The sequence below is a fragment of the Variovorax sp. NFACC27 genome, from assembly GCF_048301545.1.
GTDB lineage: Bacteria > Pseudomonadota > Gammaproteobacteria > Burkholderiales > Burkholderiaceae_C > Variovorax > Variovorax gossypii.
This window is the reverse complement of the sequence record NZ_CP157613.1, coordinates 5,047,578-5,063,892: the sequence shown is the minus strand read 5'-3', so window position 1 is coordinate 5,063,892 and position 16,315 is coordinate 5,047,578. Positions and strand designations below refer to the sequence as shown.

Annotated in this window: 17 protein-coding genes and 1 riboswitch; of the genes, 6 read left to right on the top strand and 11 right to left on the bottom strand. The window is 66.8% G+C overall.

The window, feature by feature from the left end; all coding sequences use genetic code 11:
• Window positions 1-10 precede the first annotated feature (10 nt).
• From tolQ to ribD, 8 genes are all read right to left on the bottom strand, one after another.
• Window positions 11-733 (bottom strand): protein TolQ, encoded by a 723-nt coding sequence (tolQ, locus tag ABL840_RS23715; RefSeq protein WP_093202806.1) that lies wholly within the window; start codon window positions 731-733, stop codon window positions 11-13.
• Window positions 730-1,188 (bottom strand): tol-pal system-associated acyl-CoA thioesterase, encoded by a 459-nt coding sequence (ybgC, locus tag ABL840_RS23710; protein ID WP_093306160.1) that lies wholly within the window; start codon window positions 1,186-1,188, stop codon window positions 730-732. Before ybgC ends, tolQ begins: the two co-directional genes overlap by 4 nt.
• Window positions 1,185-2,381 (bottom strand): pyridoxal phosphate-dependent aminotransferase, encoded by a 1,197-nt coding sequence (locus ABL840_RS23705; protein ID WP_093306162.1) that lies wholly within the window; start codon window positions 2,379-2,381, stop codon window positions 1,185-1,187. Before ABL840_RS23705 ends, ybgC begins: the two co-directional genes overlap by 4 nt.
• Before the next feature lie 88 nt (window positions 2,382-2,469).
• Window positions 2,470-3,024 carry a transcription antitermination factor NusB gene (gene nusB / locus ABL840_RS23700; RefSeq protein WP_093306164.1) on the bottom strand — a complete coding sequence of 185 codons (555 nt, stop codon included), beginning with the start codon at window positions 3,022-3,024 and terminating at the stop codon, window positions 2,470-2,472.
• Window positions 3,021-3,485 (bottom strand): 6,7-dimethyl-8-ribityllumazine synthase, encoded by a 465-nt coding sequence (ribH, locus tag ABL840_RS23695; RefSeq protein ID WP_093306166.1) that lies wholly within the window; start codon window positions 3,483-3,485, stop codon window positions 3,021-3,023. The genes nusB and ribH overlap by 4 nt, the downstream gene beginning before the upstream one ends.
• 6 nt (window positions 3,486-3,491) lie before the next feature.
• Window positions 3,492-4,649 carry a bifunctional 3,4-dihydroxy-2-butanone-4-phosphate synthase/GTP cyclohydrolase II gene (gene ribBA / locus ABL840_RS23690; protein WP_093202794.1) on the bottom strand — a complete coding sequence of 386 codons (1,158 nt, stop codon included), beginning with the start codon at window positions 4,647-4,649 and terminating at the stop codon, window positions 3,492-3,494.
• The gene (locus ABL840_RS23685) at window positions 4,646-5,302 is read right to left on the bottom strand and encodes a riboflavin synthase (protein ID WP_093202792.1); all 657 of its coding nucleotides are present in this window, start codon (window positions 5,300-5,302) and stop codon (window positions 4,646-4,648) included. The genes ribBA and ABL840_RS23685 overlap by 4 nt, the downstream gene beginning before the upstream one ends.
• Before the next feature lie 44 nt (window positions 5,303-5,346).
• Window positions 5,347-6,468, bottom strand: a complete 1,122-nt coding sequence (ribD, locus tag ABL840_RS23680) for a bifunctional diaminohydroxyphosphoribosylaminopyrimidine deaminase/5-amino-6-(5-phosphoribosylamino)uracil reductase RibD (RefSeq protein ID WP_093306168.1) — start codon at window positions 6,466-6,468, stop codon at window positions 5,347-5,349.
• Between the two features lie 195 nt (window positions 6,469-6,663).
• Here ribD and ABL840_RS23675 point away from each other — a divergent pair, with 195 nt between their 5' ends.
• The 6 genes from ABL840_RS23675 (at window position 6,664) to ABL840_RS23650 (ending at window position 13,113) form a co-directional block, all read left to right on the top strand.
• Window positions 6,664-7,164 carry a GspH/FimT family pseudopilin gene (locus ABL840_RS23675; protein WP_093306170.1) on the top strand — a complete coding sequence of 167 codons (501 nt, stop codon included), beginning with the start codon at window positions 6,664-6,666 and terminating at the stop codon, window positions 7,162-7,164.
• Entirely contained in the window at window positions 7,164-7,706 is a 543-nt protein-coding gene (gene pilV / locus ABL840_RS23670) for a type IV pilus modification protein PilV (RefSeq protein WP_093306422.1), read from the top strand. Before ABL840_RS23675 ends, pilV begins: the two co-directional genes overlap by 1 nt.
• A complete protein-coding gene (locus ABL840_RS23665; protein ID WP_093306171.1) occupies window positions 7,703-8,530 on the top strand; it encodes a PilW family protein in 828 nt (275 codons plus the stop codon). Before pilV ends, ABL840_RS23665 begins: the two co-directional genes overlap by 4 nt.
• Window positions 8,531-8,598: 68 nt before the next feature.
• The gene (locus tag ABL840_RS23660; RefSeq protein WP_240651991.1) at window positions 8,599-9,219 is read left to right on the top strand and encodes a PilX N-terminal domain-containing pilus assembly protein; all 621 of its coding nucleotides are present in this window, start codon (window positions 8,599-8,601) and stop codon (window positions 9,217-9,219) included.
• Between the two features lie 68 nt (window positions 9,220-9,287).
• Window positions 9,288-12,641 (top strand): pilus assembly protein, encoded by a 3,354-nt coding sequence (locus ABL840_RS23655; protein ID WP_418115987.1) that lies wholly within the window; start codon window positions 9,288-9,290, stop codon window positions 12,639-12,641.
• A gap of 10 nt (window positions 12,642-12,651) precedes the next feature.
• On the top strand, window positions 12,652-13,113 hold the full coding sequence (locus ABL840_RS23650; protein ID WP_093306176.1) for a type IV pilin protein: 462 nt from the start codon (window positions 12,652-12,654) through the stop codon (window positions 13,111-13,113).
• Between the two features lie 40 nt (window positions 13,114-13,153).
• Here the strand turns inward: ABL840_RS23650 and nrdR are convergent, their stop codons facing one another.
• From nrdR to ABL840_RS23635, 3 genes are all read right to left on the bottom strand, one after another.
• On the bottom strand, window positions 13,154-13,597 hold the full coding sequence (gene nrdR, locus ABL840_RS23645; RefSeq protein ID WP_007836918.1) for a transcriptional regulator NrdR: 444 nt from the start codon (window positions 13,595-13,597) through the stop codon (window positions 13,154-13,156).
• Between the two features lie 33 nt (window positions 13,598-13,630).
• A complete protein-coding gene (glyA, locus tag ABL840_RS23640) occupies window positions 13,631-14,875 on the bottom strand; it encodes a serine hydroxymethyltransferase (RefSeq protein ID WP_093306177.1) in 1,245 nt (414 codons plus the stop codon).
• Window positions 14,876-14,916: 41 nt separating this feature from the next.
• A riboswitch (ZMP/ZTP riboswitch) is annotated at window positions 14,917-15,042 on the bottom strand.
• Between the two features lie 43 nt (window positions 15,043-15,085).
• The gene (locus ABL840_RS23635; protein WP_093202772.1) at window positions 15,086-15,925 is read right to left on the bottom strand and encodes a lytic transglycosylase domain-containing protein; all 840 of its coding nucleotides are present in this window, start codon (window positions 15,923-15,925) and stop codon (window positions 15,086-15,088) included.
• Window positions 15,926-16,315: the final 390 nt, after the last annotated feature.

Sequence of the window (16,315 nt, the reverse complement as noted above, 5' to 3'; positions counted from 1 at the left end):
GCGCCTCCGTTCAGCGGTTGGCCGGAGCCACCGAGGAGCCCGCGCCGCCGGCGGCCGGGTTGGCCGACAGGTTGCGCTGCAGGATGTTGGAGAACTCCTCGATGTACGTTTCGAGGGCGATGGCGATCTTGTCGATCTCGCGGGCGAAGCGGTTGTAGCCCACGACCGCCGGAATGGCGGCGAAGAGGCCGATGGCGGTGGCCACCAGCGCCTCGGCGATGCCGGGGGCCACGGTGGCCAGCGTCACCTGTGCCAGGGCGGCAAGGCCGGTGAAGGCATGCATGATGCCCCATACGGTGCCGAAGAGGCCCACGTACGGAGAGACGGAGCCGACGGTGGCCAGGAAGGAGAGGTTCTGCTCGGCCGCATCGAGTTCGCGCTGGAAGCTCGCGCGCATCGCGCGGCGGGCGCCGTCGAGCAGCGTGCCGGCGTCGGTGACGTGGCGCTCGCGCAGCTTCTGGTACTCGCGCATGCCGGAGGCGAAGATGCGCTCCATGGGGCCGGCGAACTTGGCGTTCTGCGCGGCGGAGGCGAAGAGTTCGTTGAGGCTGGTGCCCGACCAGAACTCGCGTTCGAAGTCGTCGTTGAGGGCCCGCATGCGCCGCAGCGCGAAGTACTTGCGGATGATCGCGGCCCAGCTTGCGATCGAGACGATCACGAGCAGCAGCACGACCAGTTGCACCACGAAGCTCGCATGGAGCAGGAGATTGATGATGGAAAGGTCTTGGTTCATGGCTTGAAAGGTTGAGTCATGGAGCCGCTGTAGCGCTCGAGGGTTCCCGTCACCTGTTTCGGGATGCGTGCGGGCCGCAGTGTGGCCGCGTCCACCCATCCGATGCGGATCGTGCCTTCGCACAGCAGGACGGGTTCGGAGGTCCCCGTTCTCTCCTGCTCTGTTTTCGATAGCACGCGCTGTCCGATTATCAGTGACGCGGTGCCCAGTTGTTGAAGGTCGGCCGTAACGAGCAGTTCGTCGTCCAGCCGCGAGGGCCGATGGTATTTGAGCTGCGTCTCGCTCACCACGAACTGGCCGCCGGTTTCTTCGCGCAGCTTGCGCTGCTCCACGCCCAGGGAGCGCAGCCACTCGGTGCGGCCGCGCTCCATGAACTTCAGGTAGTTGGCGTAGAACACGATGCCGCCGGCGTCGGTGTCTTCCCAGTAGACGCGGATCGGGAACGCGTAGCTCATCGGGCCCGGTTCTCTGCCATCGCCCGCAGGCGTTCGATGGACTCCTGGAGATGCGCCATCGAGCTGGCAGTGGAAAAGCGCACGAACTTCGCGGTCTCGGCGGTGCCGAAGTCGCGACCGGGCGTGACGGCGACATGGGCGCGCTTCATCGTCTCGAAGGCGAAGTCCCAGCTGCCCGAGATGCCCAGCTTCTCGGCGAAGGACGTGCAGTCGGCCCAGGCGTAGAAGGCGCCGTCGGGCACCACGGGCACGTTCAGGCCCAGCGCGTTCAGCTGCGGAATGAACCAGTCGCGGCGCGCCTTGAACTCGGCGCGGCGGCGTTCGTACTCGGAGATGCTCTCGTCCTCGAAGCAGGCCAGCGCGGCGTACTGCGACACTGTGCTCGCGCAGATGAAGAGGTTCTGCGCCAGGCGCTCGACGACCGGCACCAGCACTTCGGGCACCACCAGCCAGCCGAGGCGCCAGCCGGTCATGTTGAAGTACTTGCTGAAGCTGTTGATGCTGATGACGTTCTCGTCGATGGCCAGCGCCGTCTGCCCGAAGGCGTCGTCGTAGGAGAGGCCGAGGTAGATCTCGTCGATCAGCGTGATGCCGCCGCGCTTGGACACCACCTCGTGGATGCGGCGCAGTTCGTCGGGCGCGATGGAGGTGCCCGTCGGATTCGAGGGCGATGCCAGCAGCACGCCGCGCGTCTTGTCCGTCCAGGCGGCCTCGACCTTGGCGGCCGTGAGCTGGAAGCGTTCCTCGGCCGTGGTCGGCAGCAGCACCGCCTTGCCTTCGGCCGCGCTCACGAAGTGGCGGTTGCACGGATAGCTCGGGTCGGGCATCAGGATCTCGTCGCCCGATTCGATCAGCGCGAGACAGGCCAGCTGCAGCGCGGCCGAGGCGCCGGCGGTGACGACGATGCGGCGGGCCGGCACGTCGACGTTGAAGCGCTGCCGATACCAGGCGCTGATGCGTTCGCGCAGGTGGTCGAGGCCGGTGGCCTGCGTGTACTGCGTGGCGCCGGCTCGCACCGCGCGGGCGGCGGCTTCCTGCACCAAGGGCGGGGCGGTGAAGTCGGGCTCGCCGATGTTCAGGAAGATCATCGGCCGGTCGGTGTGGGCGACCTCGCGGGCGAGCACGCCGGCGGCCTTGGCCACTTCCATCACATAGAAGGGCTCGATGCGCTGTGCGCGCGTGGAAATTCTCATCGCACCCCCAGGCTGCGGCGCTGCGCGCCTTCGCCAACCCCCTCGCAAGCGAGGGGGCGAGCGCCTTCGGGCGGCCGTGCGGCGCTCCTCATGCTCGCGCTTTCCCCGAAGCGCGGTCCGCTTCCACTTCGAGCGGCCGAAGCTGCGGCGCCAGCCCGTTGAGCACAGCATTCACGTACTTGTGGCCATCCGTGCCGCCGAACTCCTTGGCCAGCTCGATGCACTCGTTGAGCACCACGCGCCACGGCACGTCGGGGCAGTTCTGGAATTCGTACACGCCGATCCACATCACGGCGTGCTCGATGGGCGAGATCTCCTCGAACTTGCGGTCGAGCAGCGGGCGGATCAGCGCGTCGAGCTGTTCGGCGCCTTCGATCGAGCCGTGCAGCAGCGCGTCGTAGTGCAGCGCATCGGCCTTGTGGAAGCCCGCGAGGTCGCGCGTGAAGTGGTCGATGTCGGTCGGATCGTTGCGGCCCACCAGGTGCTGGTAGAGCGCCTGCAGCGCGAATTCGCGCGCACGGGTGCGGTTCGACTTGGCCGAAGCCTTGCGCACGCCGGTGCTGGTGAGGCCCGCGCGCGACTGCTTGGGCTTCTCGCCGGCGGCCTTCAGGGCCTTGAGGGACTTGGAGCGGTCTTCGGTCATGAAAGGGTGGCCAGCAGTTGCGCCATCTCGACAGCCACGCGGGCAGCGTCGCGGCCCTTGTCGGTCTGGCGGGCGACGGCCTGTTCGAGGTTTTCGGTGGTGAGGATCGCGTTGGCGATGGGCAGGCGGTAGTCGAGCGCAACGCGGCTCACGCTCGCGCCCGATTCGTTGGCCACGAGTTCGAAGTGGTAGGTTTCGCCGCGGATGATGCAGCCCAGCGCCACGAGCGCGTGGTAGCCGCCGCGCTCGGCCAGCGCCTGCAGCGCCACGGGCACTTCGAGCGCGCCCGGCACCTGCAGGTGGTGGATGTCGCTGGCGGCCACGCCCAGCGCCTCGAGCTCCGAGAGGCAGGCCGAGGCCAGCGCGTCGGTGATGTCGGCGTTGAAGCGCGCCTGCACGATGCCGATGCGCAGGCCTTTGCCGTTGAGCGGCGTCGTTTCGCCCTTGTTTGAACCTTGCATGGTCTTTCAGTCTTTCGTGAGGTAGCCGGCGATTTCGAGGCCGTAGCCCGCTGCCATGCTCGGCATGCGGCGCGGCGTGCCCAGCAGGTTCATCTTGTGCACGCCGCATTCGCGCAGGATCTGCGCGCCGATGCCGTAGCTGCGCAGGTCCATGCGGCCGCGCTCGGGTGCCTGCGCGGGGCGCGCGGTGCCGTCGAACTGCGCGAGCAGCTCGCCGGCGGTCTCGCCGCAGTTCAGCAGCACGGCCACGCCCTTGCCCTCGTTCGCGATGTGCGAGAGGCTGGCGTCCAGGCTCCAGGAGTGCAGCGAGCGGTTGATTTCGAGCGCGTCGAGCACCGACAGCGGCTCGTGCACGCGCACCGACACGGTCTCTTCGGGCGTCCACTTGCCGCGCACCAGCGCGAGGTGCACGCCGTGGCTGGGCTTGTCGAGGAAGGCGTGGGCGGTGAAGGTGCCCCAGGCGGTCTGGATCTCGCGGCAGCCGACTTTCTCGACCAGCGATTCGACACGGCTGCGGTGCTCGATGAGGGCGGCGATGGTGCCGATCTTGATGCCGTGCTCGGCCGCGAAGATCTGCAGGTCGGGCAGGCGGGCCATGGTGCCGTCTTCGTTCATCACCTCGCAGATCACCGAGGCGGGCGAGCAGCCCGCCATGGCGGCGAGGTCGCAGCCGGCTTCGGTATGGCCGGCGCGCATCAGCACGCCGCCGTCCACCGCCTGCAGTGGGAAGATGTGGCCGGGCTGCACCAGGTCGGCGGCCACGGCATTGGGCGCCACGGCGGCCTGCACGGTGCGTGCGCGGTCGGCGGCCGAGATGCCGGTGGTCACGCCTTCGGCTGCCTCGATGGAAACGGTGAACGCGGTCGAATGCTTGGCGCCGTTGCGCTGGACCATCGGCGGCAGCTGCAGCCGCTCGCACATCTCGCGCGAGAGCGTCAGGCAGATCAGGCCGCGTGCGTGGCGGGCCATGAAGTTGATGGCCTCGGGCGTGATGTGGTCGGCCGCGATGACGATGTCGCCTTCGTTCTCGCGGTCTTCCTCGTCGACGAGGATCACCATGCGGCCGGCGGCGAGCTCGGCCACGATCTCTTCGACCGAGGAGATCGGGGCTGGAGCGCGCGCGGCGCGGGAAGCGGCGCCGATCGGCGTGACGGAGGCGTTCATTTGGAGATGTCCTTGGATGGAGTCGGTGTGAGCACGCCCGCCTGAAGCATGCGCTCCACGTAGCGCGCCACGGTGTCGATTTCTAGGTTGACCTTCGAGCCGGCCTTCAGGCTGCCCAGGGATGTGTTCTCGACGGTGTGCGGGATCAGGTTGATGCTGATCTCGGCGCCGTCGGCGATGTCCTTGACGCTGTTGACCGTGAGGCTCACGCCGTTGATGGTGATCGAGCCCTTGTAGGCGAGGAAGCGGGCCAGGGCGACGGGTGCGACCACGCGCAGCTCCCAGCTTTCGCCGACCGGCTCGAACCGGCTGACGCTGCCGATGCCGTCCACGTGGCCCGACACGATGTGGCCGCCGAGGCGGTCGCTCGCGCGCAGGGCCTTCTCGAGGTTGATGCGGCTGCCTTCGTCGGTCAGGCCGGCCGTCTTGTCGAGCGATTCGGCCGAAATGTCGATGGTGAACTGCTGGCGCTCGGGAGCGAGCGTGGTGACGGTCATGCATGCGCCGTTGAGCGCGATGCTGTCGCCGAGACCGACGTCGTCGAGGTAGCCGGCGGGCACCTCGATGCTGAGTCTCTTGCCGTGGGAGGAGGTGGTGCCGAGGTCGTGGATGGCGGCGATGCGCCCCACGCCGGTGATGATTCCGGTGAACATCCGCGCATTTTCGCAGAGAACGAAGGGGCTTCGCGGCGGGCGGGCTAGAAGGCGTCCCTTCCGGCCACCCTGGCCACGATCCGCAGGTCGGGGCCGACCTGCCCGAGGCTGCGGAATTCCAGGGGCAATGCGCCCGCCAATTCGGTCAATGGCCCGCCGGCGTGGATGCCGGAGGCGATATCCAGTCCGTCGCCGATCAGTTTCGGCGCCAGATAAACCAGCAGCTCGTCGACCAGGCCTTCGCGAAGCAGGGAGCCATTGAGCTTGTGCCCGGACTCGACGTGCAATTCGTTGACTTCGCGGCGGGCGAGATCCTTCAGCATCGCCGCCAGGTCGACCTTGCCCTGTGCGTTGGGCAGGCAGGTGACGGTGGCGCCGCGCGCCTCGAGGGCGGCGGCTTTCTGTTCATCCTGTACCGCGGCGTAGATCCAGACCGCGCGGCCGGGCATGAAGAGCTTCGCGCCCGGAGGCGTCTGAAGCTGGCTGTCGACCACCACCAAGCGCGGCTGTCGCGTGGTCTGCACAAGGCGCACGTCGAGCCTGGGATCGTCTTCGATCACCGTGCCCACGCCGGTCAGCACCGCGCTGGCGCGGGCCCGCCAGGCGTGGCCGTCGGCGCGTGCCGGCTCGGACGTGATCCACTGGCTCACGCCGTTGCGCAGGCCGGTCTTGCCGTCGAGCGAGGCCGCGACCTTGAGCCGCACCCACGGCGTCTTGCGGACCATGCGGCTGAAGAAACCGAGGTTGAGTTCCCGAGCCTCATCGGCGCCAGGGCCGACCTCGACTTCGACGCCGGCGGCGCGCAGCCGACCGAAGCCTTGACCCGCGACCAGCGGATTGGGGTCGGCCATCGCCGCCACGACCTTGCCCACGCCGGCCGCGACCAGCGCATCGCAGCACGGGCCGGTACGGCCATGGTGCGAGCAGGGCTCCAGCGTGACCCAGGCAGTTGCACCGGCAACCGAATTGCCTTGCGCCGCCGCGTCGCGCAGCGCCATGACCTCCGCGTGCGGGCCGCCGACCTGTTGGGTGTGACCCTGGCCGATCACCGTGCCGTCGGGAGCGACCAGCACGCAGCCGACGCGTGGATTCGGATCGGTTTCCGGGCCGGCCTGGCGCGCGAGATTTAGCGCCTGAATCATGAAATTTGGATTTTCTTTTGTCATTCTTTTGTTAAATCAAATTCGCTGCAAATGTGAATTCGGAATCGATCGAAAACAATTCGCCTTCGATCTATTTGTTTTGACCGTTTGTCGTGCGAATTCCTTTTGGCGGGAAATTGCATAAATAGAATTCGCGGCCATTTCAATCAGGGAGAAACGCCAGTCCGGCACGTGGTGCAAGGCGACAGGCGGCACGACATGGAAAACAAGGGATTCTGCGCGTCCGAGCGGGGCTTCACGCTCATCGAGATGATGGTCGTCATAGTACTGATGACCGTGCTGCTGGCGATGGCGCTGCCCAGCTTCACCGGCCTCATCGAACGGTATCGGGTCGAGGGCATGGCCAACGCGCTGGTCGCGAGCGTGAGCCAGGCGCGAGCCGAGGCGGCCCGGCGCGGGACGACCGTGACCATCCAGCAGCGCGCGGAGTGCAGGGGCCGGGACTGGAGCTGCGGCTGGGACACGCTGGTCGCAAGCGGAAGCACCAGCGAAACCCTCAAGCGGCAGGACCCCGACGGCCGGGTCGCGATCGAGAAGAACACGGGCGGCGCCATGTCGTTCGACGCGATGGGCTATTCGACAGGCGCGACCAGCTTCGGCTTTCGCCCGTCGGACAGCGACAGCTCGCCCAATGCCGTCGCGGTGTGCCTGTCGCTCGGCGGGCGCGTCAAGCTGGTGAAGGGGGGCGGATCGTGCTGATGCCGGGCGCTTTTACCCGCCGGCCGGGCGGCGCGCAGGCGGGCTTCTCGATGATCGAGGCCCTGGCGGCGCTTCTCGTGCTCTCGCTAGGACTGCTGGCACTGGCCGGCTTCCAGATCCGCGTGCTGACCGACAGCGTCGGCGCGAGCAACCAGAACATCGCCATGCAACTGGCCGGCGACATGGCCGACCGCATCAGGGCCAATCCCGTAGCCGGTGCCTCAACGGTCAGCCCCTACGTGGCCGACTGGTCGCCCGCGGGTGAGGACGAACCGAAGCCCTCGTGCGTGAGCGCCGGTGCCAGCTGCAATGCCGCCGAGCTTGCGGCGCACGACCTGTGGAGCTGGAAGCACGCGGTGGCGGCTGCGCTGCCCGGCGGTCTGGCCGACGTGCAGGGCAGGGCGGCAGCCGGCGGCATGCTGTTCATGCACATTGCCTGGGACGAACCGGCGGTGCTCAATCCGATCGCCCCCGCCCCCGGTTGGCAGTGCCCGACGGGCAAGGCCTGTCTCGAAGTCTCCGTCGCGGTGCCGCAGCCATGAACCGCAAGTCGATCGCGCCCGAGTCGCGGCAGGCGGGCTTCACGCTGGTCGAGTTCCTGGTCGCGCTGATCATCGGCATGCTCGTCGTGCTGGCCGCCATCGCGACCATGCTCGGCACGCGCAGTACCGCCATGACGGGCGACGACGTCAATGCGCTCAACCAGTCGTCGGCCCTGGCGTTCAGGCTGCTGGGGCAGCAGATCCGGCAGGCCGGATACATCCCCATCGATGCCACCGAGCCGCTCTACTACTTCAGCGTAAGCCCCGGCAAGGGCACCAATCTCACGGGCGAGCCGGCCTTCTTCGCGATCCGGGGCGTGGAGTCTCCCGGCGGTGCGGAGAGCGACAGGCTCAAGCTCGGCTACGCGCCGAACCCCGACTACTTCAAGGACTGCCTGGGGCAGGAGCCCGGGCGTGCATCGGGCGGCGGGTACGACGCAGCCGACCCTGCCGCGTCGGGCAATGCGAGGCTGATCACCAGCGAGTTCTCGGTGGACAACAAGGGCGTGCTCAGGTGCCGCGGCAGCGGCAATGCGACGCCGCAGCCGGTCATCGACGGCGTCGAGCGTTTCGACGTGATGTATGGCGTCAATGCGAAGGCCGGGAGCCAGCAGGTGGTGCGCTACGTGACGGCCGACGACGTCACGGACTTCAACAGCGTCCGCACGGTGCGCATCTGCCTTCAGCTCGTCGGTACCTCGAAGAGCAACCCCGGCGGCAGCCATACCGACTGCGACGGGCAGTCGCGCACAGGCAGCGACGGCAGGCTGCGGCGCGTCTATACGGCGGTGTTCTCGCTGCGCAACGACCTGGGGGCGCTATGAGATCTAGATCGCTCCGCGGTCCTGCTGGCGAGCGCCCGACGCAGCGTGGCTTTTCGCTCTTCATCGTGATGATCATGCTGCTGCTCTCGGCGCTGCTGGTGATCGGCGGCGCGCGAACGGCCCAATTGCTCGAATCGGTGGCGGGCAATCAGCGCGAATACCAGCGTGCCTTCGAGGCGGCCGAAGCCGCACTGCTGGATGCGGAGCGCGACATCCGGCAGCTGGCCTTCGATTCCGCGAGCAAGACCTATGTGGCGTGCGCGGCGCTTGCCGCATCGCGCTGCCGCAAGGCCGAAGACGGCCGCGTCTTCCCCGACCGCGACACCGGCTGGGTGACCGCCTACATGAACGACGGGGCCGACAGCTGTGCGCGAGGCATCTGCTACTTCTCCGCGCTCGATTCGGTGGCGGCCGCCTCCGGCAGCGAGGCCTACCGGTTCTGGACCCGCGATGCGTACAGGGACGGGCACGCGTCTTATGGGCAGTTCACCGGAGCGCCCGATGCCGGCAGCCCGGCGCTGATGGGTGCCAGGTACTGGATCGAGGTCATCGACCGAAGGAACAGCAAATATCCGCTCTACCGGATCACAGCGGTCGCGACCGGCGCGCGCTCGCCGAGCCTGACGGGCGGCACGCGGGTCGAACTGCAGGCGTCCTTCGACCCGGACCCGGTCAGAGGGGTGAATTGAGCATGGCGGGAGGGATACATATGAGCATCACCGGAATTTCGAAGAGGACCACCGTGTGCGGACTTGTCTTGGCACAGTCCATCGGCTGCGCCGCGCCGTATCCACTGGCGCAGGTGCCGCGCAACACCGCGGTCAAGGAGCCGGCGCCCAACGTGATCGTGTCGGTCGACAACTCGGGCAGCATGGATTTTTCATCGCGTGCACCCGATGGAAATAGCTCGGTCGTCGGAATCCCCTCTCGAATGGAAGCGCTGAAGGCCGCCTTGAGAGAGAACTTCGCGGAGGCCAACATTCCCAACGACCGGATCCGCCTTGCCTGGCAGGCGATGAACGTCGACAGCCGCAACAGCAACGACAACAACTGTGTCGGCTTCTTCGGGGACACCTCGCCAGGCCGCTACCGGGCAGGCAAATGCCGTATCGGAGGCGGCAGCAATGCGAACCTGATGCGTTCGCTGGACGGCGCGCATCGCGCCAATTTCATGGCCTGGGTCGATTTGCTGGTTCCTTACGGCGGAACGCCCCTGCACGCCATGATGACCCGCGCCGGCGAATACATGAAGACCACCGGCAGGTTCAGTCCGTATTCGGACGATCCGGGAGTGGAGGGGGCCGCGACGTCGGGTTGCCGCAGGTCCTTCCACATATTCATGACGGATGGCGACTACAACCTCTTCGGATTCAACCAGGATCCCAATGAACTCAACATGCCGGCCATCGGCAACGAGGACGGGACGCGCCGCGTCCTGCCCGACTCCGTGGCCTATGTGCCGCGCGCGCCCTACAAGGACAACGTTGGCGCCGTCCACGACGTTGCCAACTGGAGCAAGGATGCGTGGTGGGGCAACTGGACGCCCAAGACCGAATACCGCCCAACCCTGGCCGACATGGCCTTCCATTACTGGGCCAGCGACCTGCAGCCGGGTATTCCGAACAATATTCGGAAGATCGTTGCCGAGGCCGGCACCGTGGCGGTCGGTTCGGAGGCAGTCCCCGAGTACTGGAATCCGAAGAACGATCCGGCCGGCTGGCAGCACCTGACGACCTACACCATCGGATTCGGCGCTGCCTCTTCGTGGGCAGGCGTTCCCGTAATTTCGTCGGGAGCTGCACAGCCTACCTACAGCGGCGACTATGCGCGGTTGGTCGACGGCACGGTCGCATGGGCGGACCCGTTGGCGAGCACGCTGGGGATGCAAGCCTGGAATACTTTCAACGGTGGCAGCGGGTACTACCAGGAGAAATCTTCCAACGCCGCCGCCCTGCGCATGGACCTGTGGCACGCCGCGCTCAACAGCCGCGGCACCTTCACGCCGGCCTCGAACGCCCGGGCGCTCGACAGCGCCTTCAAATCGATCCTCGGGCAGATCATGACCGACACGCGCCTTCCGCTGACCTCCATCGCCGCCAGCGGCTCCAGGGTGTCGACAGGCACGACCGTCTACCAGGCCGGCTACGACTCCGCAGACTGGTCGGGCACGCTCACCGCCACGAGGTTCGGCGCCGACGGCAGGCTGGCATCCTCGTCCGTCTGGTCTGCGCGCGATCTGCTCGACGCGCGCATGGCGACGCCGGGAGCGCACGGCAGCGATCGCAAGGTGCTCAGCTTCTCGGGCACGACCGCGGCAACGGCCACCCGTGCCGCGACCAGCGGCTCCGGCGTGCCGTTCCGGTGGAGCCGCTTGAGCAACGCGCAAAAGGATGCGCTCAAGGGCAGCACCGACACCGACACGGCAAGCACGGCGCTGGGTCAGGGCGTGCTCGACTTCGTTCGCGGCGACCGCAGCAACGAGGGCACCGGCCTGGGATTGCGCAAGCGCGCCCACGTGCTCGGCGACATCGTGGGCTCCGGTGTCTGGTACGCCGGAAAGCCCAGGAGCGGCTTCACCAACGACGCCTACGCCAGGTTCGCCGCGAGCGTTGCCCGTGCGCCGATGGTCTACGTCGGCGCCAACGACGGCATGCTGCACGCCTTCAACGCGTCGACCGGCAGGGAAGAGTTCGCCTATGTGCCCGAAGGCCTCTTCGGCACGGCCGAAGCGCCGGGGCTCAAGCGGCTCAGCGAGGGCGCCTACTCGCACAGGTACTACGTCGACGGCAGCGCCTTCGTGGCGGACATCTACATGGGCAGCAGCGGGGCGACAACCGCCTCCAGGGTCACGGACGCCGAGAAGGCGGCACAGTGGAGGTCCCTGCTCGTGGGCACGCTGGGAGCGGGCGGCAAGGGCTACTTCGTGCTCGATGTCACCAGGCCCGAAAACATCGAGGAGAGCCAGGCGGCCAGCGTGGCGCTGATCGACACGACCGCGCTTGCCGACGAGGACCTTGGCCATCAGTTCCAGCAACCCGCGCTCGATTCCTTCTCCGGGCGAGCGCTGCAGGTGGCGTTGCTGAACAACGAGCGCAAGGCCTTGATCCTGGGCAACGGCTACAACAGCAAGAGCGAGAAGGCCGTGCTGTGGATCCAGTATCTCGACGGCGACAAGGCGATCCTGAAGATTCCCGCGCCAGCCATGCAGAGGGCCGGAACCGGCAACGGCCTGTCCGCGCCGCGCCCGGTGGATCGTGACGGCGACGGCAAGGTCGACCTCGTCTACGCCGGAGACCTGCTCGGCAACCTCTGGAAATTCGACCTGAGCAACTCCGACAGCCGCAAGTGGAAAGCCACCATGGGCCCGGTCGCCCCGAAACGTTCGACCGCTGCCGCATCCAGCCTCGACAACAAGCCGCTGTTCGCGGCCGGAGCCGCGCAGCCGATCACGGCGGCGCCGGTGGTCGTCGGGCATCCGCGTGGCGGCTACATGGTGGTTTTCGGCACCGGGCGGCTGTTCGCCTCCAGCGACGAAGGCTCGACCGCCGACCAGTACCTGTACGGCATCTGGGACCCGGCCAACGGGAACACCGGCACCGCGACGTTGACCGACCTCGTGGCGCAGACGATCGGCACCACTCCTGTCGAGGAAGCCGATGTCGCATTGCGCACCGTCTCCCGCAGAGGCGTGAGCTACACCGGCTCCGACGCCAGGCGCGGCTGGCACCTGAAGCTGCCGAGGGCAGGGGAACGCATCGTCTATCCCGGTGACGTGCTGGGCAGCGGCGTCGGGCTGTTCTCGACCACCATTCCCGGCTCGAGCAGCAATTCGATCGATTGCACTGCCGGCACGGGCGACGACGGCTGGTCGCTGGTGGTCGACTTCTTCAGCGGCTCAGCCCCCGAGGGCATCGCCTACACCAGCTCCGGAGCGGTGGGGGCCTATCTAGGCTTCAGGAATCGCTCGGGCAGGGACGACATCGTCTTCGAGCCGCAGGACCGGGAAAAAGGCAAGGACGTGATCTGCAATGCCGCTGGCGACTGCAAGACGCCGAAGCGGCCGGACATCGTGCGCCGCTTCGGCTGGCGCAGCCTGATCTCGACGAACTGAAGACCAATCCATGAAAAAGCACCCAAGGCCACAGGCTGGCAAGCGGACGTACTCGCGCGGCTTCACCCTGATCGAACTCATGGTCGTGGTGGTCGTGATCGGCATCCTCGCCGCCATCGCCTATCCGAGCTACACGCGCTATGTGCTGAGGGCCAAGCGGGCCGACGCGAAGCAGCAATTACTGCAGGCTGCGCAATGGACCGAGCGCTACCTGACTGCCAATGGCGGATATCCGCCCGCCAGCGTCGCGCTGCCGGCGGGGCTGAGCCAGTCGCCGTCGTCAGGCTCGGCCAGCTATGTCATCAGCTACGGCACGAGGACCGCGACCACCTACACCCTGCGAGCCGTGCCGCAAGGGGCGTCGAGAGGCGATGAATGCGGAACGCTCACGGTGAACCAGCAGGGCGTCAAGCTGGCGGCCGGCCGCGTCAGCGCCTCGGATGCGCTGGTGCAGCTCTGCTGGAACCGCTGAACGCGGGCAGGAAGATGAAGGGTGAGGGGGAGTGTGCGGCTCAGATGTCGCGCAGCAGCTGCCTGAACTCGTCCACGTCCTCGAAGCTGCGGTAGACCGAGGCGAAGCGCACGTAGGCGACCTTGTCGAGCTTCTTGAGTTCGCGCATGACGAGCTCGCCGACCTTCGTCGAATCGATTTCGCGCAGGCCGCTGGCCAGCAGCTTCTGCTCGATGCGCAGCAGGGCGTTGTCGATCTGCTCGATGCTCACGGGGCGCTTGCGCAGCGCCAGCATCATGGAGGCACGCACCTTGGTCGAGTCGAAGTCGGCGCGGCTGCCGTCCTTCTTCACGACCACGGGAAAGTTGACGTCGGGCCGCTCGTAGGTGGTGAAGCGCTTGTCGCAGGCGCTGCACTGGCGGCGCCTGCGGACGAAGTCGGCGTCTTCCGAAACGCGGGTCTCGACGACCTGCGTTTCAAGATGGCCGCAAAAGGGGCATTTCATGCGGCCACGTCTTCTTCTACTGTCTGGAAGGAATCAGCGGTAGACAGGGAAGCGGCTCGTCAGGGCGTGAACCTTGGCGCGCACGGCTTCGATGTTCGCCGCGTCGCGCGGGTTCTCGAGCACGTCGGCAACCAGGTTCGCGGTGATGCGAGCCTCTTCGTCCTTGAAGCCGCGGGTGGTCATGGCGGGGGTGCCGATGCGCACGCCGCTGGTGACCATCGGCTTTTCCGGGTCGTTGGGGATCGCGTTCTTGTTGATCGTCATGTGGGCGCTGCCCAGCACGGCTTCGGCTTCCTTGCCGGTGATGCCCTTGGCGCGCAGGTCGACCAGCATCACGTGGCTCTCGGTACGTCCGCTCACGATGCGCAGGCCGCGCTGGGTGAGGGTCTCCGCCACGATCTGGGCGTTCTTGACCACCTGCTGCTGGTAGGTCTTGAACTCGGGCGACATCGCTTCCTTGAAGGCGACGGCCTTGGCGGCGATCACGTGCATCAGCGGGCCGCCTTGCAGGCCGGGGAAGATCGCGCTGTTGATGGCCTTCTCGTGCTGCGACTTCATCAGGATGATGCCGCCGCGCGGGCCGCGCAGGCTCTTGTGGGTGGTGGAGGTGACCACGTCGGCGTGCGGCACCGGGTTGGGGTACACGCCCGCGGCCACGAGGCCGGCGTAGTGGGCGATGTCGACCATGAAGATCGCGCCGACGTCCTTGGCCACCTTGGCGAAGCGCTCGAAATCGATGCGCAGCGAGTAGGCCGATGCGCCCGCGATGATCAGCTTGGGCATGTGCTCATGCGCCTTGCGCTCCATCGCGTCGTAGTCGATGGCTTCGTTGGCGTCCAGGCCGTAGCTCACGACGTTGAACCACTTGCCGCTCATGTTCAGCGGCATGCCGTGGGTCAGGTGACCGCCTTCGGCCAGGCTCATGCCCATGATGGTGTCGCCGGGCTTCAGGAAGGCGAGCATCACGGCCTCGTTGGCCGAGGCGCCGCAGTGCGGCTGCACGTTGGCGGCGTCGGCGCCGAAGATCTGTTTGATGCGGTCGATGGCCAGCTGCTCGGCCACGTCGACGTGCTCGCAGCCGCCGTAGTAGCGCTTGCCCGGATAGCCTTCGGCGTACTTGTTGGTGAGCTGCGAGCCCTGGGCTGCCATGACGGCCGGCGAGGCGTAGTTCTCGCTGGCGATCAGCTCGATGTGGTGTTCCTGGCGCGCGTTTTCGGCTTGAATCGCAGCCCAGATTTCGGGATCGGTCTGTTCGACCAGGATATTGCGTTGGTACATGGCAGTCCTTTGAAGACGAGGTCCTTGTTCTTCAACCAAACAAGGGCTGCCCAGGCGAACGGCTGAACGCCTGTTGTGGCCAGGCGGCACGCTTCCCAGTGGTATTCCACGTCAGCGCGTGGCACCTTGTTTGGGTGCTGCGCCTATCGCCAGTCGCGTACCGGCCGAGTGTAGCTCAGGAGCCCACACCCGGACCGCAATGTTCCTTCTTCAGGAAACGGAAGAAAGCAGGGCCACCTTGGCCGGCTCGGAGCCTTCCTCGCGCTTGGCCGGAGGCACCGCCACGGGGATGGGCTGCGGGCGCACGGTCGGCGGCGTGACCGTCGACGGCGCGCGGCCGTTGGCCACCTGCAGCAGGCGCTCGTGCTCGGCCATCACCTTGGCGGCGTAGCCGCCGTCGTCCTCGAGGTTGGCCGCGCCCACGTAGTAGCGCAGGCCGCCTTCGAGGGAGCCGGCGCGTGCGATGCATTCCTGCAGCACCTTCACGCCGACGCGCATGTTGGTCACGGGGTCGAACGCGGTGAGCGTGCCGCCCGCGCTCTCGTACTTGTCGCCGTGCACGCGGGTCATGACCTGCATCAGGCCCTGTGCGCCGACCTGGCTCTGGGCGAAGGGGTTGAAGCTGGATTCGACGGCCATGATCGCGAGGATCAGCGTCGGGTCGATCTTGGTGCGCTTGCCGATGCCGTAGGCCTCGGCCACCAGCACGCTCAGCGGCTCGGCGGCCACGCGGTATTTCTTGCTCAGCCAGTAGGCCACGGCGGCCTGCTGCTTGGGCAGGTCGGCGGGGCTCGCTGCCGTGGTGCGCTCGATGGCGGTCGGCTCGAGGTCGGTGGCTTCGGGCGCGGGCTTGCGCGACTGCAGCCAGCCCATCAGCTCCTCTTCGCCGGTCTTGCGCAGGTCGGGCCGCGCCACCAAGGCGAGGGCCGCGAACACGATGGCCAGACCGACCAGTGCGAACCCGTTGTGGGTTATTTCAAAAAAGCCGTCTGCCACGTCGGACACGAAAGTCCGTAGCCCGCGGGCCGTGACATCAAACGCCTTGTTCATCGCTCTTCCTTTCTGTGCGGCACCCGAGTCGCAACGCCATGGAAGGCGAGGGATGAAGGCGGCGGCGCTTGGATTGGTACGAATCAGGCTCCGCGCATGGAGTGAAGGGTTGGTTGGGAGCGCGGCGGCCTGATCAAGCCGGGGGAATTCGGCAGCGGATTCAGGTGGCCCCTCTGCGTCGGGCAGTCAGGGCAGCGCGGATTCTAGCGTGGCTAAATACCCGGTCAAGCATAAGTATTTGTTTTCTTATGCTAATAGATGTTTAAAAAATTGGCTCCCGTAGAGGCGTTTAGGCTTACGGGAAATCCCTTTGTAAAACACGTTTGCAATCGGAGGGAGCGACGCCTAATCTGGACGGGCCTGGCTTTTCAGGCGTTCTTCCGAGGCCCG

Bases quoted from the DNA above. Each gene is read 5' to 3' on its own strand.
- tolQ (WP_093202806.1), bottom strand. From the start codon at position 733: ATGAACCAAGACCTTTCCATCATCAATCTCCTGCTCCATGCGAGCTTC.
- ybgC (WP_093306160.1), bottom strand. From the start codon at position 1,188: ATGAGCTACGCGTTCCCGATCCGCGTCTACTGGGAAGACACCGACGCC.
- ABL840_RS23705 (WP_093306162.1), bottom strand. From the start codon at position 2,381: ATGAGAATTTCCACGCGCGCACAGCGCATCGAGCCCTTCTATGTGATG.
- nusB (WP_093306164.1), bottom strand. From the start codon at position 3,024: ATGACCGAAGACCGCTCCAAGTCCCTCAAGGCCCTGAAGGCCGCCGGC.
- ribH (WP_093306166.1), bottom strand. From the start codon at position 3,485: ATGCAAGGTTCAAACAAGGGCGAAACGACGCCGCTCAACGGCAAAGGC.
- ribBA (WP_093202794.1), bottom strand. From the start codon at position 4,649: ATGAACGCCTCCGTCACGCCGATCGGCGCCGCTTCCCGCGCCGCGCGC.
- ABL840_RS23685 (WP_093202792.1), bottom strand. From the start codon at position 5,302: ATGTTCACCGGAATCATCACCGGCGTGGGGCGCATCGCCGCCATCCAC.
- ribD (WP_093306168.1), bottom strand. From the start codon at position 6,468: ATGACAAAAGAAAATCCAAATTTCATGATTCAGGCGCTAAATCTCGCG.
- ABL840_RS23675 (WP_093306170.1), top strand. From the start codon at position 6,664: ATGGAAAACAAGGGATTCTGCGCGTCCGAGCGGGGCTTCACGCTCATC.
- pilV (WP_093306422.1), top strand. From the start codon at position 7,164: ATGCCGGGCGCTTTTACCCGCCGGCCGGGCGGCGCGCAGGCGGGCTTC.
- ABL840_RS23665 (WP_093306171.1), top strand. From the start codon at position 7,703: ATGAACCGCAAGTCGATCGCGCCCGAGTCGCGGCAGGCGGGCTTCACG.
- ABL840_RS23660 (WP_240651991.1), top strand. From the start codon at position 8,599: ATGATCATGCTGCTGCTCTCGGCGCTGCTGGTGATCGGCGGCGCGCGA.
- ABL840_RS23650 (WP_093306176.1), top strand. From the start codon at position 12,652: ATGAAAAAGCACCCAAGGCCACAGGCTGGCAAGCGGACGTACTCGCGC.
- nrdR (WP_007836918.1), bottom strand. From the start codon at position 13,597: ATGAAATGCCCCTTTTGCGGCCATCTTGAAACGCAGGTCGTCGAGACC.
- glyA (WP_093306177.1), bottom strand. From the start codon at position 14,875: ATGTACCAACGCAATATCCTGGTCGAACAGACCGATCCCGAAATCTGG.
- ABL840_RS23635 (WP_093202772.1), bottom strand. From the start codon at position 15,925: ATGAACAAGGCGTTTGATGTCACGGCCCGCGGGCTACGGACTTTCGTG.